The sequence below is a fragment of the Gracilibacillus orientalis genome (assembly GCF_900114645.1).
In the GTDB taxonomy this organism is placed as follows: Bacteria; Bacillota; Bacilli; order Bacillales; family Amphibacillaceae; genus Gracilibacillus; species Gracilibacillus orientalis.
Genome location: NZ_FOTR01000017.1, coordinates 32,878 through 49,597, shown reverse-complemented (window position 1 = coordinate 49,597; position 16,720 = coordinate 32,878). Strand labels below are relative to the sequence as shown.

Genomic DNA, 16,720 nt, shown 5'->3' with positions numbered 1-16,720 from the left:
AGGGACTTATCACGAAAAATGGAACAGGTGACATGGCTAACGAATATGGAGAAAGAAACTATGAGATTTATCAAGCTTTTGAACACTACAATGAGCTCAGCAGATTAGGAAAGTAATATAGAAATAAGTGCTTAACAATCTAGCTGTATATGAATAATAAATTTTCATGTTTGAATTTTATTTAAATATTCCTATAAATTATAAAATAACTAAAAAGACAGCAATCCTATGATCAATGTCTTTTCTTTCATTGATTATTTTTAGTATTCCCCTTTTTTCTATTTCTTAGGATTAGGACGTTATACGGTATAAACACCACTAGGGGCAAAATAGCTATCGGTACAATCGCTATATCGATTGGAACAAGCCAAAATATTAATACAGCCAATGAGATATAAACGAGCATAAATATCCAAAATATTTTACCTTCTAGCATATTTCACACTCCTTTCTCTTCTTAGTATAAATAACCACTCAGCTAGAGTGGTTATTTATATTATATACCAGTATACTTCTCTTCGTAACCCGTCGAAATATCTAATAGAGTATCGTGACTTGCGTTATCCCATGTCATCAACGTTTGTCTTTGTTCGATATGACTACCGTCTAAAATTCTATAATCTGATTTAGCTGTGAAATGTCCGGTTTCCATTCCCCCAGCCCCAAGTACAGGTCCAATAAAGGTAATATAGGCAGCAATAGCGCCAGCTACTGCTGCAACAGTTGTTTTATCTGCAATAGATATTGAGTAGTCTTTCCATCTTTCCATCTACCCATAATCCAATCTCCAGTAACATATGGAAGATATCTGAGCGATACATCTTATCATACAACGTATGAAACCGTCGTGTCTTACTTCCCTTGGCACAAAGGTATAATGTTCGTTGAAGTTGTCAAGCTTTTACCTGACTGGTGTAGTTAGCTATTTTAGCATTCACTTACTCTTACCTCCTTTCACATGTGAACGAAGTAGGGTATTGGCTTCTGCCGCCCTTCCCTAGACCATGTTGTGTTGTCATGACCATCATAGGTACTATTGACCCCCTCCGACTTCCTCTCAGCCCATCCACCACTTCGCATTTGCTTATAGGTTTCTGTTTTACTTCTTCTCTTATCTGAAGTGACCGAGGAGGACATCCCCAGTTCCGTTCATTACTTTCTTAGCATGTCGCTCTCCATACCCCGAGGGATTCTTCGGTGATGATATTCCAAGTTCTTCACACCTTCCATGGTCTTCGCTTATAAGGTACAAGCTCGACTTCCCTTCTCCCTCTTAGAGGGTTGTAATTGACGAGGCTACAAGATTCACTTGATGTTACAACCTGTTAAGTTGCTCGCACTCTGCATGAGAGTTACTTTGTCACGAGGCTTCAACCTTAGGATTTCTCCACCAGTTGCTCGTCAGCTACCGAGCGTCTTGGCACTTACTCGGGTTGGACTTTCACCAACTAGCAATTAACGGCTTGCTGGGCATGCACCAAATAAAAAACTAAACTGCGAAGTAAGAGCCGTACGCTCTCTCACTTACACAGTTTAGTTTACATTCTCAAGTTAAGATAATTTCGAATTTATAACGCTAAGCCCATTTTCCTGACGATTTCCTCAATTAATGGTCTTAAAGAATCTAATGAAATTGCTTTCTCCAAATTAAAATGGTATTCGCCTAGCAAATTAATATGTTCCCATCCTAAAGGTGATGTATGGTTTAATAAATCCTCATCTTGAAAGGACCCGTGACCAGAGTCATTATATTAACTATGCGTTTGGACATTCACTAAATCTTAAATAGAATCAGCCCGTATGTTCAACCCTTCAGTTGCCCATCAATATGACTTTTAAAAAGTTCCTAGAAGGCCATCAATTATTATTTCCTTAATACCACTTTTCTATCCTTTCTAACATATTCTTAACTCATTTTATTGTAAAAGAGTTTTGTCTCTTATTATGATACTCTTCTTGAATGACATCAAAAACCGCAATTAAGAACGTGGGGTTTTACAAGCCGATGAAGACTTTACTTTTGCTCTTTCCGCCAGATTAGTAATGGACTCAATATCTTGTTCAGTTAATAAATCTAAAAAATGCTCACGTATTGCCATGGAAACGACTGGGCGGGCATCATCCAAAGTTGATTTTCCGGCCGAAGTAATGATTACCTGGACTCCTCGTTCAGTTTTTAATGGTTCCCTTAAAACAAGTCCACGTTTCTCCATCCGTGTTAAATGATGGGATAACCGACTCTTGGTCCAATCCATTGAATCTACTAATTCTTGTTGGCGCAGCTTACCTTTTCCATAAAGATCCAATCGGTCTAATATACCAAAATCCCCCTCCGATAGCCCAGTTTGACCGAACATGTCTTTTACTACGCGCCCAAAAATATTCTTATAAGAGCTTTTCCACATATGCCATATTTGCATTTCTTCTTCACTTATCATTTTTTTATTCATAAATGGAGTATAACATCGTTGACATGTCAACCGCAAGGTAGTAAAGTGTAATTAGGTTGACGCGTCAACCTCAATGAAATACATGGCATGATAAAAAGAATTTATCTGCAACGAAAAAAGTTGCACGCAGAAAGGAGACTACAGGCACGTTCTCGAATAAGAGATGTCAACTTCCGTGGTGATGATGGGAGTCTCGCACTGATTTACAAAGATAATCATTAATTTTTTGATATATTACAGAGGGAGTGAGCTATACAAATGGAATATAAAAAACTTGGAAAGTCTGGTTTGGAAATTTCAGAACTATGTCTTGGAAGCATGAGCTTCGGAATACCTGAACGAGGAAATACGCCATGGTCACTAAATGAAGAAAAGAGCAGACCAATCATAAAAAAAGCCTTTGAATTAGGCATAAATTTTTTCAGTACAGCTAATATGTACTCTGATGGCACAAGTGAAGAAATTCTTGGACGAGCATTAAAGGACTTCGCTCGCCGTGACGAAGTTGTCATTGCTACAAAAGTATTCGTTCCGATGCGTAAAGGCCCAAATGCAATGGGACTTTCCCGCAAAGCGATAGTGACAGAAGTTGATAATAGTCTAAGACGGTTGGGTACAGACTACATCGATTTGTATCAAATTCATCGATGGGATCCTAACACACCGATTGAAGAGACAATGGAGGCACTACATGATCTAGTTAAAGCAGGCAAGGTAAGGTATATCGGAGCATCCTCCATGTCAGCTTGGCAGTTCGCGAAAGCTCAACATGTGGCAGAACGCAACGGTTGGACTCGTTTCATTTCCATGGAAAATAGACTTAACTTGCTTTATCGAGAGGAAGAAAGAGAAATGCTTCCTTTTTGTAAAGATGATGGAGTTGGAGTTACGCCATATTTACCTTTTGCTGCAGGTCGATTAACCCGCGATTGGAATGAGCAGACCGCTCGATCAGAAAATGACCAAGTAGCAAAGGCCCTGTTTACCAAGACAGAAGAAGCTGATCGCAAAGTGGCGGAAAGAGTGGCGGAGGTTGCTGCAGATCGAGGTATTCCACGAGCACAGGTCGCACTTGCATGGCTGTTGCAAAAGGAAGAGGTCACAGCACCGATTATTGGGGCGACCAAGATAAGCCATCTTGAAGATGCAGTGTCGGCGTTATCAGTCAAATTGACATCTGAAGAAATTAAGAGTTTGGAAGAACTTTATGTACCACATGTATTGGTATAAAAGGGCATACGGAAGAACATTAAGTATGTAGTTTGCAGAGACGATTTAAGACCAATTAGAAGGGTTACACCTAATGAAGTATTGAAAGAAGGTTTGAATTACACAAGATCAATGTACACGGTTTACGACATACTCACGCATCTTTTATTATTTGAAGCTGGTGCATCCATAAAAGAAGTACAAGCAAGGTTAGGACATAAAGATATCCAAACAACCATGAACGTCTATACACACGTTTTCAGAATACACATCTCAAAAAACGGCTGACACATTCCAAAAATATTTAAAATCAGAATAAATATAGTCAAAATATAGACACAAACCAATTTTAATCATAAAAAAAGCACCTAAACCATTTCGGTTTAGGTGCTTTAATCGTTGATATATTAACGTTTTGAGAACTGTGGTGCACGACGAGCTTTTTTAAGACCGTATTTCTTACGCTCTTTAGCACGCGCGTCACGAGTTAAGAATCCAGCACTTTTAAGTGTTGCACGGTATTCTGGATCAGCTTCTAATAATGCACGAGCAACACCATGACGGATTGCACCAGCTTGACCAGTGTATCCTCCACCATCGACGTTTACTAATACATCATAGCTACCTTCTGTTTCAGTAGATGCTAATGGTTGCTTAATGATTGTACGAAGTGTTTCGTATGGGAAGTAATCTTCCGCATCACGAGTATTTACAACGATACGTCCAGTGCCTGGAACTAGACGTACACGTGCAGTTGAAGTTTTACGGCGTCCGGTACCGTAGTATTGTACTTGTGCCACTATGTTAACCTCCTTTTAATTATCCGCGTAGTTCGTAAACTTCTGGTTGTTGTGCTTCATGTTTATGTTCTGCTCCACGATAAACGTGTAATTTTGAACCCATTTTACGTCCTAATTTACCTTTAGGTAGCATCCCTTTAATTGTTAGTTCTAACATTTGTTCAGGATACTTTTCACGCATTTCACCAGCAGTACGTGATTTTAAACCACCTGGGTGATTAGAGTGATGTTGATATAACTTATCGCTCAATTTTTTACCTGTAAGTTCGATTTTGTCCGCGTTGATAATGATCATGTGATCACCAGTGTCAACATGCGGTGTATATGTTGGTTTGTGCTTACCGCGAAGGATTGAAGCTACTTCACTTGCTAAACGACCTAACGTTTGTCCTTCTGCGTCGACAACAAACCATTTGCGTTCAATATTATTTTCATTTGCCATGAAAGTTGTGCGCATGATCTGTTACCTCCTAAATCAATCATTCTGAGAAATTTTCTTTATCCGTATTTATATTCTAACACGAGTAACTTTCCGGGGCTATCCGTGGTTTAGAAAATAAAATGCCATAAACCATAATATAATATATAATCTAAAATGTCAATAGATTGCACGCAAGGATTCGTTGTTTTTAGCAATTTTTTTTAGAATCCAAGAAAATTGATGCTGAGATGTCTAGCTCCAAGTTGCTAGCAAGTCCTGTGACTAACATAGATACTAGCATTTCCTGTTCTTCATACCCCTGTGTGGAAGTTCCATCGTGTTTCCTTTATCTCCTATGGTTCAGTTCATTTCGTCGCTAGGCGAGCGCTCTGTACTTTTCTTATTATAGCTAACTTCCCACAAGTACAACCCTTGTGGGGGAGCGGTTTTACTAGCTTTTGACCGATCTCGGGCTGCTATGATCTCTATGATTTCCTCTGGTTCTCTGTTACCTAGTCCAATATCAATTAATGTACCAACAATAATTCGTACCATATTATATAAAAAGCCGGTACCCTTTACACGGAGGATAATATTTTCCTCCTCTTGCTCAATGGCAATATCCGTAATGGTACGAACCTTATCCGCTTTTACATCATTGTTTGCTGAACAGAAAGAGGTAAAGTCATGGCTACCAAGAAAATGTTGACTTGCTTTGGACATTGCTCCGAGATCCAGATCCCCTTTCACAAAATGGGTATAATGACGGCGAAATAAGTCTTTTTCCTTGGAATTGAGGATATAATAGCGATATTCTTTTTCACTGACGTCATACCGAACATGAAAGTCATCTGGCACATCTGTAATCGACACAAATTCCAAATCATCCGGAAGCATGGTATTTAATGCCCTTAACCAGTTTTCAGGTGGAATTTCTAATTCCGTATCAAAGTGAATCACCTGTCCTAACGCATGAACTCCCTTATCGGTTCTGCCCGATCCCGTCACGCGCACATGGTTACCTTTATGCATTTTTGTTAAAACTTTTTCGATGACCCCTTGTACCGTCCGGCCTTTTGGTTGTACTTGATAGCCTGAAAAAAACGTACCATCATATCTAATGATTGCTTTTAATCTCATTTTACTTGCCCCTTATTATCGTAAACTGAAAAAAATAAGTATGATCAATAAATAGATTATCATTGCCATATAATCTAGCTTCTTGAATTGTAATTGTCTTAATTTTGTTCGCCCTTCACTTCCACGATATCCTCTTGCTTCCATTGCCATTGCTAAATCCTCTGCGCGTTTAAAAGCACTAATAAATAATGGAACTAGTAACGGAACAATCGCATACACACGATCTTTTATTGATCCTGTCCGTAAGTCAACACCCCGTGATGCTTGCGCTTTGGAGATTTTCTCTGTTTCATCCAACAATGTCGGAATAAAACGGAGGGAGATCGACATCATCAGCGCTAGTTCATGAACTGGTACTTTTATCTTCTTAAATGGTGCCAACAGCTCTTCAATCGCATCCGTGATTTCCATCGGGGATGTTGTTAAAGTTAATAGAGAAGTTACTAACACAAGCAAGAAAAAACGCCACGAGATAGTTAAACCCTGTAGCACTCCACCTTTGTGTATTGCGAAACCTCCTATGTCGATTAAAACAGGTCCTTCCTTCGTAATAATGAGATGGAGGATGAAAGTGAATATAATTAAAAACCAAACAGGTGTAATACCTTTTAAAATATAGCCGATATGCAATTTCGTTAATAATATTAATATAAGTGCAAATAATGTTAACCAGCCGTAACTCACACTATTGTTTGCAAAGAAAACAATGATCACAAACGTAAAAATAACCATCAATTTGGATCTGGGGTCTAAGCGATGAACCATTGAATTGCCTGGTACAAATTGTCCTATTATCATGAATGACTTCATAACCGCTTGTTCTCCCTTAATCTTTCTGCTATTTCCTTTGCTAATGCAGCTGGCTGCCTACGTTCATACGCGATATCGGTACCGAACATCTGATTGATTCGCTTAATCAATGAAAGGACGTCTGGCATATCAAGGTTTGCTTTTTTCAATTCATCCGCTTGTGAAAAGATTTGTTTAGGAGTTCCTTCCATTTGCACACTGCCATCCGCAAGTACAAAGATATGATCTGCATACGCTAACGCATGATTCATCTGGTGTGTGACTAAGATCGTTGTCATATTCTTCGTTTTATGTAAATGGTTAAACATATTCATGATATCTTGTTGTCCCTTGGGATCAAGGCCTGCTGTTGGCTCATCTAATATTAATACTTCAGGATTCATCGCAAGCACCCCAGCAATAGCTACCCTTCTCATCTGTCCGCCACTTAATTCAAAGGGAGATTTTGCTAAAACATCTTCTGATAGATGGACTTTTTCCAAGGCATCCATAATTCTTGTTTGTATTTCATCTGCTGGTACTTGAAAATTTTTCAAACCAAAGCTTATATCACGTTCTACCGTCTCCTCAAACAATTGATGTTCCGGGTATTGGAAAACAACACCTGCTTTTTCACGTAACTTCTTCAAATCCTGTCTCTTGTTTTTTCTTGAGAGAAGGAAATCTCCTACTTGTACTCGGCCTTCAGTAGGAAGAAGCAATCCATTGATATGCTGCAGAAGCGTTGATTTGCCAGAACCTGTGTGCCCAACAATTGCTACAAATTCACCCGTTTTAATCTCTAGGTTAATATCTTTAAGTGCTTGATAGGAAAAAGGTGTATTCACTTGGTAGGTATAGCTCACTTTTTCAAATTGGATGTCCATAATGCTTCCAAAAACTCCTCATTATCTAATGGATATGTTGCAAACTGATAATCATATTGCTCTAGTTCTATTGCCAGCTCAACAGTTAATGGTAATGATAAGCCAATCGACTGCAGACCTTGGTGATCATTGAATAATTGATCTACCGTAGTATCTATATAAATCTGACCTTCATTCATTACAATAACACGATCAGCTAAGGTAATCTCATGTAAATCGTGTGTTATCATCACCATGGTAATCTCTAATTCTTCCTTTAGGTCATTAATGGTTGAAAGAATTTCCTTTCGGCCTCTTGGGTCTAACATAGAGGTTGCTTCATCTAATAAAAGAATCCCTGGATATGTCGCCATGACACTTGCAATGGCAACTCGCTGTTTCTGTCCACCTGAAAGATTGTGTGGTTCATGATTCTGATAATCCTCCATTCCGACTTCGGTTAAAGAAGTATGGATTCGCTCGATCATTTCCTTGCGAGATACACCACGATTTTCTAGACCAAAAGCGACATCGTCTTTTACCGTAGTGCCTACAAATTGATTTTCAGGATTTTGAAATACCATCCCGATTTTTTGTCGTATTTCCCAGACGTTTGAAGTCGTTAGCTTTCTGTCATTGATCAAAATTTCTCCTGCTTGTGGTACTAGTAAACCGTTTGCTAATTTAGCTATTGTCGATTTGCCTGATCCGTTATGTCCAATAATAGCGACGGTCTCATTTGCCTTTATTTTTAGGTTGAACTTTTTTAATACCCAAGGGGCATCTTCATTGTATCGAAAATATACATCACGAAATTCTATCGCAGGCATCATTACTTCTCCTTAAAATCATTATTTCCCGGGTAATATCCATCAACTTCTATTATATCATAATACACCCTTTAGCTAACTCATCTAAATTTGGTTATACAAGATTTTTACAAGGTCGAATGAACTAAAACATTTCAGCACACACTATCAAAAAGGTGAAAGGAACAAATCCACAATACGTTTACTTCACAGCTTATGTATTTTGTGCACCAGTTTATCTTTTTAATAAAACGTTCGCTTATTTCTTAACAAAACAAAAAAAGGGCTTGGATGCACCTCTTAAAGAGATTTGCTCCTGCCCCCTTGCTTTGTTTGCTATGGAATTATACTAACTCAATGACTGCCATTTCAGCTCCGTCACCGCGACGAGGTCCTAATTTAAGCACTCTTGTATATCCACCTTGGCGTTCTTCATAGCGACTTGCGATATCGCTGAAAAGTTTCTGAACAGCATCTTCATTTTCGCTCGCTTCTGCATTGTATAAGAATGATGCAGCTTGACGACGAGCATGAAGGTCGCCACGCTTACCAAGTGTAATCATTTTTTCAACAACTGAGCGAAGTTCTTTTGCCTTTGCTTGTGTTGTTTCTAAACGTTCATGAATAATAAGATCCGTTGCTAAACCTCGAAGCAAAGCCATACGTTGATCCGTTGTACGTCCTAATTTTCTAGCCATGGAATATCCCTCCTTCGTTCGAAATCTCTAAAAGGTGTCGTGATTAATCTTCGTTTCGTAGTCCAAGACCTAGATCTTCTAATTTATGCTTCACTTCTTCAAGTGATTTACGACCTAAGTTTCGAACCTTCATCATATCTTCTTCTGATTTATGGGCTAATTCCTGTACAGTATTAATACCTGCTCGCTTCAAGCAGTTATAAGACCTTACAGATAAATCAAGTTCTTTAATTGTCATTTCAAGAACTTTTTCTTTTTGATCTTCTTCTTTTTCGATCATGATTTCAGCATTTTTCGCTTCGTCTGTTAAACCAACAAAAATGTTCATATGCTCCGTGAAGATTTTAGCTCCTAAAGAAACTGCTTCTTCTGGACGAATACTTCCATCTGTCAATACATCAAAAGTAAGCTTATCATAATTGGCATCTTCACCAACACGGGTATTTTCTACTTGATAGGTTACTTTTGATACTGGAGTGAAGATAGAGTCCACTGGAATAACACCAATCGGACGATCATCATGGTTATTAGAGTCAGCTGGGCGATACCCTCGGCCACTTTGTGCTGAAATTCTCATTTTTAAATGACCATTACTACCAATAGTAGCAATATAAAGATCTGGATTTAAAATTTCTACATCACTATCGAAAATGATATCTGCAGCCGTAACTTTTCCTTCTCCCTGCACATCTACTTCAAGAGTTTTCTCTTCATCTGAATAGATTTTAAGAGCAAGTTTCTTTAAGTTTAAGACAATAGTTGTCACATCTTCTGCAACTCCCTCAACTGTCGAAAACTCATGTAAAGCTCCATCCATTTGAACAGATGTTACAGCAGCGCCAGGAAGTGAAGATAATAGGATACGACGCAAGGAGTTACCAAGTGTAGTACCATATCCACGTTCTAGTGGTTCTACAACGAATTTGCCATAAGTAGCATCATCACTGATTTCTACTGTTTCTATTTTTGGTTTTTCAATTTCGATCATCTATTAAACCCTCCTCTAAAACGTCGAAACCCCGGTTAGACCTCAGTCTAACCGAAATTCCCCAGGTAGGCAGTTCCCGTTTCTGCACTATGCAATTGTGATAATGTGTCTGTCGAAAGCAATGATGTAATTAATAAACATTCAAAAAACTTTATTAAGCTATCATAAACCATTATAGACAGATTAACAAATAATATACTGTAATTATACTCGACGACGTTTTGGCGGGCGACAACCATTATGAGGAACTGGTGTTACATCTCGAATGGCAGTTACTTCAATACCTGCTGCTTGAAGTGAACGGATAGCTGCTTCACGTCCAGCACCAGGTCCTTTCACTGTAACCTCTAAAGACTTTATACCATGATCCTGACCTGCTTTAGCAGCAGCTTCAGCAGCCATTTGTGCAGCGAAAGGAGTAGATTTACGAGAGCCTCTGAAACCTAACGCTCCTGCGCTACTCCAGCTAATCGCGTTTCCTTTAACATCAGTAATCGTTACGATTGTGTTATTGAATGTAGAACGAATATGTGCAATACCCGTGTCTATATTCTTTTTCACACGACGTTTACGTGTATTAGTTTTACGAGCCATAAGTAAGCAAACCTCCTTTTTATCTTATTTCTTCTTGTTAGCCATTGTTTTTCTTGGACCTTTACGAGTACGTGAGTTGTTTTTCGTTTTTTGTCCTCGAAGCGGTAAACCACGACGATGACGTACACCACGATAAGAGCCAATTTCAATTAGACGCTTAATGTTTAAGGATACTTCACGACGAAGATCACCTTCTACAGAATAGCTGTCAATTGTTTGACGTATTTTCCCTAATTCTTCTTCTGTTAGATCACGAACACGAGTGTTCTCACTAACACCAGCTTCTTCCAATACGTTCATGGCGGTTGTTTTTCCAATACCATAAATGTAGGTTAAAGCAATCACTACGCGTTTTTCACGCGGAACATCTACACCAGCAATACGAGCCATAGACTGATTACACCTCCTTATCCTTGTTTTTGTTTATGCTTAGGGTTTTCGCAAATTACCATTACTTTTCCTTTACGACGAATAACCTTGCATTTTTCACAAATCGGTTTTACAGATGGTCTTACCTTCATCTTCCATACCTCCTCTTGTGTCGGAGCATTTTATTTATATCGGTACGTAATACGACCTCTTGTTAAATCATATGGAGAAAGTTCAACCGTTACTTTGTCACCAGGTAAAATACGAATGAAGTGCATTCTGATTTTACCAGATACATGTGCCAATACGGTGTGACCATTCTCTAATTCTACTTTGAACATTGCATTCGGTAATGTATCAATTACCGTACCTTCGACTTCAATTGCATCGTCTTTCGTCATCGAGTTGATCTCCCTTCTTCAAATCTGTCTGATATTCTTCGACAAATTTATTAATAGCATAACGCAACTTACCATTGGTTACGCGCCCTGTTTCGAGAAGGCTTCTTTGAACTTCAGGAGAAATAAAGCTTGTAAACGCAATATGCTGAACATTTTTCTTCTTGGGCCGATCATATTTGCGCTTATCTCCATCCGCCAACAACACAAAACGACTGTCTACTTTTTCAATTACAATTGCAAACTGACCTGCTTCGCGTCCCTGTAGGATTTGAACAACCTGACCTAATTCCGGATAACTCTCCGTCTCGCTCAACCATCATCACCTTCATTTAGGTTTTACGTTATACCTATTTTCATAGTTAGTAACATTATACCAACTTTAACAACATTTCATTAAGATATTGTTTTTAATTTTTCATCAATATCGCTGAATACTTTGTCAATTTCTTGAGAGCCGTTAATTGTCACTAAGTCACCTTTATTAGAGTAAAAATCTAACATTGGTTGTGTTTGTTCAAGATTAACCTCTAAACGATTTTTTACTGTACTTGGTTGATCATCTTCACGTTGGATAAGTGTTGCGCCATCTTTGTCACATACCCCTTCAACCTTGGGAGGATTGAATAGTACATGATAAGCAGTGCCACAATCTGGACAAATTCTACGTCCGGTAAGACGTTCTACTAATTCATCCTTATCAACATCCACATGTAATACATAATCAATCGAACGATTCATGCTAGAAAGTAATTCATCTAACGCTTCAGCTTGAGCCAATGTACGTGGAAAACCATCTAACAAGAAACCTTTTATACAGTCATCTTTGCTTAATCTTTCTTTTACGATACCAATTGTTACTTCGTCTGGAACAAGAGCACCTTCATCCATGTAGCTCTTGGCTTTTTGTCCAAGCTCTGTTCCTTCTTTTATAGCTAATCGAAACATATCTCCGGTTGAAATATGAGGGATGTCATATTTTTCTATTACTTTTTCAGCCTGTGTACCTTTTCCAGCACCAGGTAGTCCCATAAGGATTAGATTCAACGATTTTCCCCTCGCTCTCTTTCTATTCCGACCTATAAATACTTTATTTAATAAAGCCTTTATAGTTACGTTTTACTAGCTGCCCTTCTAGTTGCTTCATTGTTTGTAATGCTACACCAACAACAATTAGAAGTCCCGTACCACCGATTTGGACGGATTGGGGTAATCCTGCCACATCACCTAAAACTAAGGGTAAGACAGCTACCGCAGCTAAAAATAATGATCCAACAAATGTTAGTCGATACATAACACGAGTTAAATAAGTCTCCGTTGTTTTTCCTGGGCGAATACCAGGAACATAGCCACCTTGCTTCTTCAAGTTATCAGCCATTTGCTCTGGATTAACTTGAACAAAGGTATAGAAATACGTAAATGCTATGATTAGCACAACGTAAATAATCATACCAGTTAAGTTTGAATAATCAAATATATTGGAGATCGTCATCGCAACTTCGTTATTTTCAAAAAATCCTGCTATCGTACGTGGTGCAATGATAAATGAAATTGCAAAAATGACTGGAATTACCCCAGCAGCATTTACTTTCAATGGTAAATGAGTAGAGTGTCCTCCAACTGGTGAACGATTCACTAAACGTTTCGCATATTGTACTGGGATTTTACGTAGAGCTTGTTGAATGAAAATAACACCTACCGTTACAGCAAGCACAAGCAATACAATTAACAGAACAATCACGATATTTAGGAAGAGATCATCGCCTGCACCAGATCCAAAATATTGTGCGTAAATTAGATTAACGCCATTTGGAATGGCTGCTACGATACCAGCAAAAATAAGGATAGAGATACCATTACCTACACCATTGGCAGTAATTTGTTCCCCTAACCACATTAAAAATGCAGTACCACTTGTTAATACAATGGCAATTACTAGGAACTTGCCTACACCAGGATCCGTGATCAACATTCCTCCTGACATAGCATTAAAACCTACCGACATTGCACAAGCCTGAATAAATGCTAACCCTATGGTTGCATAACGAGTAACCTGTGCTAATTTTTTACGTCCCATCTCACCTTGTTTTTTCCATTCGGAGAATTTCTGAACGACATCCATTTGCAACAATTGCATAATGATGGACGCCGTGATGTAAGGCATAATCCCCATTGCGAAAATAGAGAAGTTTTGTAGTGCTCCACCACCAAATGTATTTAGTAAACCAAACACACTTTGTTCATTCATAAAGTCAATAGCAGTTCGATCTGTAAAAGGAACTGGAATAAACGTCCCAAGACGAAATACTATTAACATGAGAAGTGTAAAAATAATCTTTTGTCTAATATCAGCCACACGCACAAAATTGGATATTGTACGAAACATTAAATCACCTCAGTTTGACCGCCCGCTGCTTCAATTGCATTCTTAGCTGAAGCAGAAAACTTATGAGCTTTTACTGTTAATTTCTTTTCTAACTTGCCGTTTCCAAGAATCTTAACACCAGATTTGACATTGCTAACGGTACCTGTCTCAAGTAAAAGCTCAGGTGTCACTTCGGTACCTTCGTCAAAACTATTCAATGTTTCAAGGTTAACAATTGCGAAGTCTTTACGGTTAATGTTCGTAAAACCACGCTTTGGTATACGTTGGAAAAGTGGCAATTGCCCACCTTCAAATCCTGGACGTACACCTCCACCAGAACGTGCTTTTTGACCTTTATGACCACGTCCAGATGTTTTACCATTACCTGATGACATACCGCGACCAACGCGGTTACGATCTTTCTTCGCTTGTGATGGTTTTAATTCATGAAGTTTCATGCGAGCACCTCCTCTTAAAACTATTTTTATTATACTTCTTTTACTTCTTTGACTTCAATTAAATGTGATACTTTGTTAATCATGCCTCGCACGACAGGAGTATCTTCACGGACTACTGTTTGCTGAATCTTTTTAAGACCTAATGTTTGAACAGTAGTTTTTTGTACTTCTGATCTACCGATGACACTGCGTTTGAGGGTAATTTCTATCTTGTTAGACATTTTGTTTCCCTCCTTATCCTAACAATTCTTCTACAGACTTGCCACGAAGTTTAGCTACTTCTTCAGCACGTTTTAATTCGCTAAGTCCATTGATTGTTGCACGAACCATGTTGATTGGTGTGTTAGAGCCTAATGATTTAGATAAAATATCTCCGACACCAGCTAGTTCTAATACGGCACGTACAGGTCCACCTGCGATAACTCCGGTACCTTCAACAGCAGGTTTCATTAAAATGTTACCAGCTCCGAATTGTCCGTGAATTTCGTGTGGAATTGAAGTACCTACGATCGGTACATTTACTAAACTTTTCTTTGCATCATCAATTGCTTTTTTAATAGCATCTGGTACTTCTTGTGCCTTACCTGTACCAAACCCTACATGACCATTTTTATCTCCGACTACTACCAATGCAGCAAAGCGAAAACGACGTCCACCTTTTACTACTTTTGCTACACGGTTAATGGTTACAACGCGTTCTTCTAAATCTAATTTGTTTGGGTCGATGTTAGTACGCAACATATGTCCCTCCTTTTTTAATTAAAATTCAAGACCTGCTTCGCGAGCAGCATCTGCTAGAGATTTAACTCGACCATGATATAAATATCCACCACGATCAAAAACAACATTTGTAAATCCTTTATCGAAAGCACGTTTAGCAACAACCTCGCCAACTTGCTTTGCAGCCTCTACATTTCCAGTTGCTTCTAAGTTTAAATCATTATCTACTGTAGATGCACTAACTAATGTCACGTTGTTCACGTCATCAATTAATTGTGCGTAGATGTGTTTGTTTGAACGAAATACGTTAAGACGTGGGCGTTCTTCTGTCCCGAATAGGTTCTTACGGATACGCTGATGTCTTTTTTTACGTACACTATTTTTATCAGGCTTTGTGATCATCTAGGTCACTCCTTTCTGCTTGCTACCTAAACTTACTTACCAGTCTTACCTTCTTTACGACGTACACGTTCTCCTGCGTAACGTACACCTTTACCTTTATATGGCTCAGGTGGGCGAATAGCGCGAATGTTTGCCGCAACAGCACCAACTAATTCTTTGTCGATACCTTTTACAATAACTTTTGTATTAGATGGAACTTCAACTTCAATTCCCTCAATTGGTTCCACTTCTACAGGGTGAGAATAACCAGCATTAACAACAAGTTTCTCGCCTTGTTTTTGAGCACGGTAACCTACACCTTGAATTTCTAAGGCCTTTTCGAAACCTTTATGCACACCTTCAACCATACTACCGATCAGGCTTCGAGTTGTACCATGTAATGCCTTGTGTTGTTTACTGTCACTTGGACGCTCAACAGTCAGTACATTATCCTCAATATTTACTTTCATTTGGCTGTCAAGAGAACGGCTTAATTCACCTTTTGGTCCTTTAACAGTAATGTTATTTTCATCTATTTTGATTTCCACATCTTGTGGAATTTCTAATAATTTTAAACCTATACGAGACATACTACTACACCTCCTGTCTTCTGAGAATATCTTACCAAATATATGCTAGAACTTCGCCACCGATTGCTTGTGAACGTGCTTCTTTATCAGATAATACCCCTTTTGAAGTAGAAACGATAGCAATACCTAAACCATTTAATACTTTAGGTAGTTCATCTGCTTTTGCATAAACACGTAGACCTGGTTTACTGATTCGTTTTAAACCTGTGATTACACGCGCTTCGTTTGTACCATACTTCAAAAAGATACGAAGGATTCCTTGTTTGTTATCCTCAACATATTCATAGTCACGGATAAACCCTTCACGCTTTAAAATATCTGAAACTTCTTTCTTTACATTCGACGCCGGGAATTCCAATTTTTCATGGCGTACCATGTTAGCATTACGAATACGAGTAAGCATATCTGCAATTGGATCTGTCATAACCATTTCTCATTACCTCCTTCCCTATTTGGGGATTTACCAGCTTGCTTTTTTAACACCAGGAATTTGACCTTTATATGCAAGTTCACGGAAACAAATACGGCAAAGCTTGAATTTACGAATTACAGAGTGTGGACGTCCGCAACGTTCACATCTAGTGTATTCTTGTACTTTATATTTCGCTTTGCGCTGTTGCTTTGCGATCATTGATTTTTTAGCCACTCTTTTCCCTCCTTATTTTAGCTTTTCGC

At 38.6% G+C, this 16,720-nt stretch carries 26 protein-coding genes and 1 pseudogene; 2 read left to right on the top strand and 25 right to left on the bottom strand.

Features of this window, described 5'->3' with window-relative positions:
• Positions 1-247: 247 nt before the first annotated feature.
• From BM121_RS20180 to BM121_RS20160, 3 genes are all read right to left on the bottom strand, one after another.
• Complete coding sequence (locus BM121_RS20180; RefSeq protein WP_091486168.1) at positions 248-436, bottom strand: hypothetical protein; 189 nt, start codon at positions 434-436, stop codon at positions 248-250.
• 60 nt (positions 437-496) lie between these two features.
• Positions 497-769, bottom strand: a complete 273-nt coding sequence (locus BM121_RS20175; RefSeq protein WP_091486163.1) for a hypothetical protein — start codon at positions 767-769, stop codon at positions 497-499.
• Positions 770-1,979: 1,210 nt separating this feature from the next.
• Positions 1,980-2,420, bottom strand: a complete 441-nt coding sequence (locus BM121_RS20160) for a MarR family winged helix-turn-helix transcriptional regulator (RefSeq protein ID WP_245780863.1) — start codon at positions 2,418-2,420, stop codon at positions 1,980-1,982.
• Positions 2,421-2,708: 288 nt separating this feature from the next.
• Here BM121_RS20160 and BM121_RS20155 point away from each other — a divergent pair, with 288 nt between their 5' ends.
• Both BM121_RS20155 and BM121_RS20150 read left to right on the top strand, forming a co-directional pair.
• Complete coding sequence (locus tag BM121_RS20155) at positions 2,709-3,680, top strand: aldo/keto reductase (protein ID WP_091486159.1); 972 nt, start codon at positions 2,709-2,711, stop codon at positions 3,678-3,680.
• Between the two features lie 107 nt (positions 3,681-3,787).
• Positions 3,788-3,978, top strand: a pseudogene (locus BM121_RS20150) (tyrosine-type recombinase/integrase); the annotation flags it as partial.
• An 88-nt stretch (positions 3,979-4,066) separates the two neighbouring features.
• On the opposite strand, the gene rpsI reads toward BM121_RS20150, so the two are convergent.
• The 22 genes from rpsI to rpsN form a co-directional block, all read right to left on the bottom strand.
• Positions 4,067-4,459 carry a 30S ribosomal protein S9 gene (rpsI, locus tag BM121_RS20145; RefSeq protein ID WP_091486157.1) on the bottom strand — a complete coding sequence of 131 codons (393 nt, stop codon included), beginning with the start codon at positions 4,457-4,459 and terminating at the stop codon, positions 4,067-4,069.
• A gap of 19 nt (positions 4,460-4,478) precedes the next feature.
• Complete coding sequence (gene rplM / locus BM121_RS20140; RefSeq protein WP_091486154.1) at positions 4,479-4,916, bottom strand: 50S ribosomal protein L13; 438 nt, start codon at positions 4,914-4,916, stop codon at positions 4,479-4,481.
• 324 nt (positions 4,917-5,240) lie between these two features.
• Positions 5,241-6,020: a tRNA pseudouridine(38-40) synthase TruA gene (truA, locus tag BM121_RS20135; protein ID WP_091486152.1), complete on the bottom strand. Its 780-nt coding sequence runs from the start codon at positions 6,018-6,020 to the stop codon at positions 5,241-5,243.
• Positions 6,021-6,035: 15 nt separating this feature from the next.
• Complete coding sequence (locus BM121_RS20130) at positions 6,036-6,830, bottom strand: energy-coupling factor transporter transmembrane component T family protein (RefSeq protein ID WP_091486150.1); 795 nt, start codon at positions 6,828-6,830, stop codon at positions 6,036-6,038.
• Positions 6,827-7,696 carry an energy-coupling factor transporter ATPase gene (locus tag BM121_RS20125; protein WP_091486147.1) on the bottom strand — a complete coding sequence of 290 codons (870 nt, stop codon included), beginning with the start codon at positions 7,694-7,696 and terminating at the stop codon, positions 6,827-6,829. The genes BM121_RS20130 and BM121_RS20125 overlap by 4 nt, the downstream gene beginning before the upstream one ends.
• A complete protein-coding gene (locus BM121_RS20120; protein ID WP_091486145.1) occupies positions 7,672-8,505 on the bottom strand; it encodes an energy-coupling factor transporter ATPase in 834 nt (277 codons plus the stop codon). Before BM121_RS20120 ends, BM121_RS20125 begins: the two co-directional genes overlap by 25 nt.
• A 323-nt stretch (positions 8,506-8,828) precedes the next feature.
• A complete protein-coding gene (gene rplQ / locus BM121_RS20115) occupies positions 8,829-9,182 on the bottom strand; it encodes a 50S ribosomal protein L17 (protein ID WP_091486142.1) in 354 nt (117 codons plus the stop codon).
• A gap of 43 nt (positions 9,183-9,225) precedes the next feature.
• Entirely contained in the window at positions 9,226-10,170 is a 945-nt protein-coding gene (locus BM121_RS20110; RefSeq protein ID WP_091486139.1) for a DNA-directed RNA polymerase subunit alpha, read from the bottom strand.
• A gap of 204 nt (positions 10,171-10,374) precedes the next feature.
• Positions 10,375-10,764 (bottom strand): 30S ribosomal protein S11, encoded by a 390-nt coding sequence (rpsK, locus tag BM121_RS20105; protein ID WP_091486137.1) that lies wholly within the window; start codon positions 10,762-10,764, stop codon positions 10,375-10,377.
• A gap of 24 nt (positions 10,765-10,788) precedes the next feature.
• Complete coding sequence (rpsM, locus tag BM121_RS20100; protein ID WP_091486134.1) at positions 10,789-11,154, bottom strand: 30S ribosomal protein S13; 366 nt, start codon at positions 11,152-11,154, stop codon at positions 10,789-10,791.
• Between the two features lie 17 nt (positions 11,155-11,171).
• Entirely contained in the window at positions 11,172-11,285 is a 114-nt protein-coding gene (gene rpmJ, locus BM121_RS20095; RefSeq protein ID WP_003156543.1) for a 50S ribosomal protein L36, read from the bottom strand.
• Positions 11,286-11,315: 30 nt separating this feature from the next.
• A complete protein-coding gene (gene infA, locus BM121_RS20090) occupies positions 11,316-11,534 on the bottom strand; it encodes a translation initiation factor IF-1 (RefSeq protein ID WP_091486131.1) in 219 nt (72 codons plus the stop codon).
• Positions 11,512-11,847, bottom strand: coding sequence for a KOW domain-containing RNA-binding protein (locus tag BM121_RS20085; RefSeq protein ID WP_091486129.1), 336 nt, complete (start codon positions 11,845-11,847; stop codon positions 11,512-11,514). Before BM121_RS20085 ends, infA begins: the two co-directional genes overlap by 23 nt.
• 80 nt (positions 11,848-11,927) lie before the next feature.
• A complete protein-coding gene (locus tag BM121_RS20080) occupies positions 11,928-12,578 on the bottom strand; it encodes an adenylate kinase (RefSeq protein WP_091486126.1) in 651 nt (216 codons plus the stop codon).
• A 43-nt stretch (positions 12,579-12,621) separates the two neighbouring features.
• Positions 12,622-13,917 carry a preprotein translocase subunit SecY gene (gene secY / locus BM121_RS20075; protein ID WP_091486123.1) on the bottom strand — a complete coding sequence of 432 codons (1,296 nt, stop codon included), beginning with the start codon at positions 13,915-13,917 and terminating at the stop codon, positions 12,622-12,624.
• Complete coding sequence (rplO, locus tag BM121_RS20070) at positions 13,917-14,354, bottom strand: 50S ribosomal protein L15 (RefSeq protein ID WP_091486121.1); 438 nt, start codon at positions 14,352-14,354, stop codon at positions 13,917-13,919. The genes secY and rplO overlap by 1 nt, the downstream gene beginning before the upstream one ends.
• A 29-nt stretch (positions 14,355-14,383) precedes the next feature.
• Positions 14,384-14,575 (bottom strand): 50S ribosomal protein L30, encoded by a 192-nt coding sequence (gene rpmD / locus BM121_RS20065; protein ID WP_091486118.1) that lies wholly within the window; start codon positions 14,573-14,575, stop codon positions 14,384-14,386.
• 13 nt (positions 14,576-14,588) lie between these two features.
• On the bottom strand, positions 14,589-15,095 hold the full coding sequence (gene rpsE, locus BM121_RS20060) for a 30S ribosomal protein S5 (RefSeq protein ID WP_342714525.1): 507 nt from the start codon (positions 15,093-15,095) through the stop codon (positions 14,589-14,591).
• Between the two features lie 18 nt (positions 15,096-15,113).
• Entirely contained in the window at positions 15,114-15,476 is a 363-nt protein-coding gene (gene rplR / locus BM121_RS20055; protein WP_091486116.1) for a 50S ribosomal protein L18, read from the bottom strand.
• 32 nt (positions 15,477-15,508) lie between these two features.
• Positions 15,509-16,045, bottom strand: coding sequence for a 50S ribosomal protein L6 (gene rplF / locus BM121_RS20050; protein WP_091486113.1), 537 nt, complete (start codon positions 16,043-16,045; stop codon positions 15,509-15,511).
• A 31-nt stretch (positions 16,046-16,076) separates the two neighbouring features.
• Positions 16,077-16,475, bottom strand: a complete 399-nt coding sequence (rpsH, locus tag BM121_RS20045; RefSeq protein ID WP_091486111.1) for a 30S ribosomal protein S8 — start codon at positions 16,473-16,475, stop codon at positions 16,077-16,079.
• Between the two features lie 30 nt (positions 16,476-16,505).
• A complete protein-coding gene (gene rpsN, locus BM121_RS20040; RefSeq protein WP_091486108.1) occupies positions 16,506-16,691 on the bottom strand; it encodes a 30S ribosomal protein S14 in 186 nt (61 codons plus the stop codon).
• Positions 16,692-16,720 lie beyond the last annotated feature (29 nt).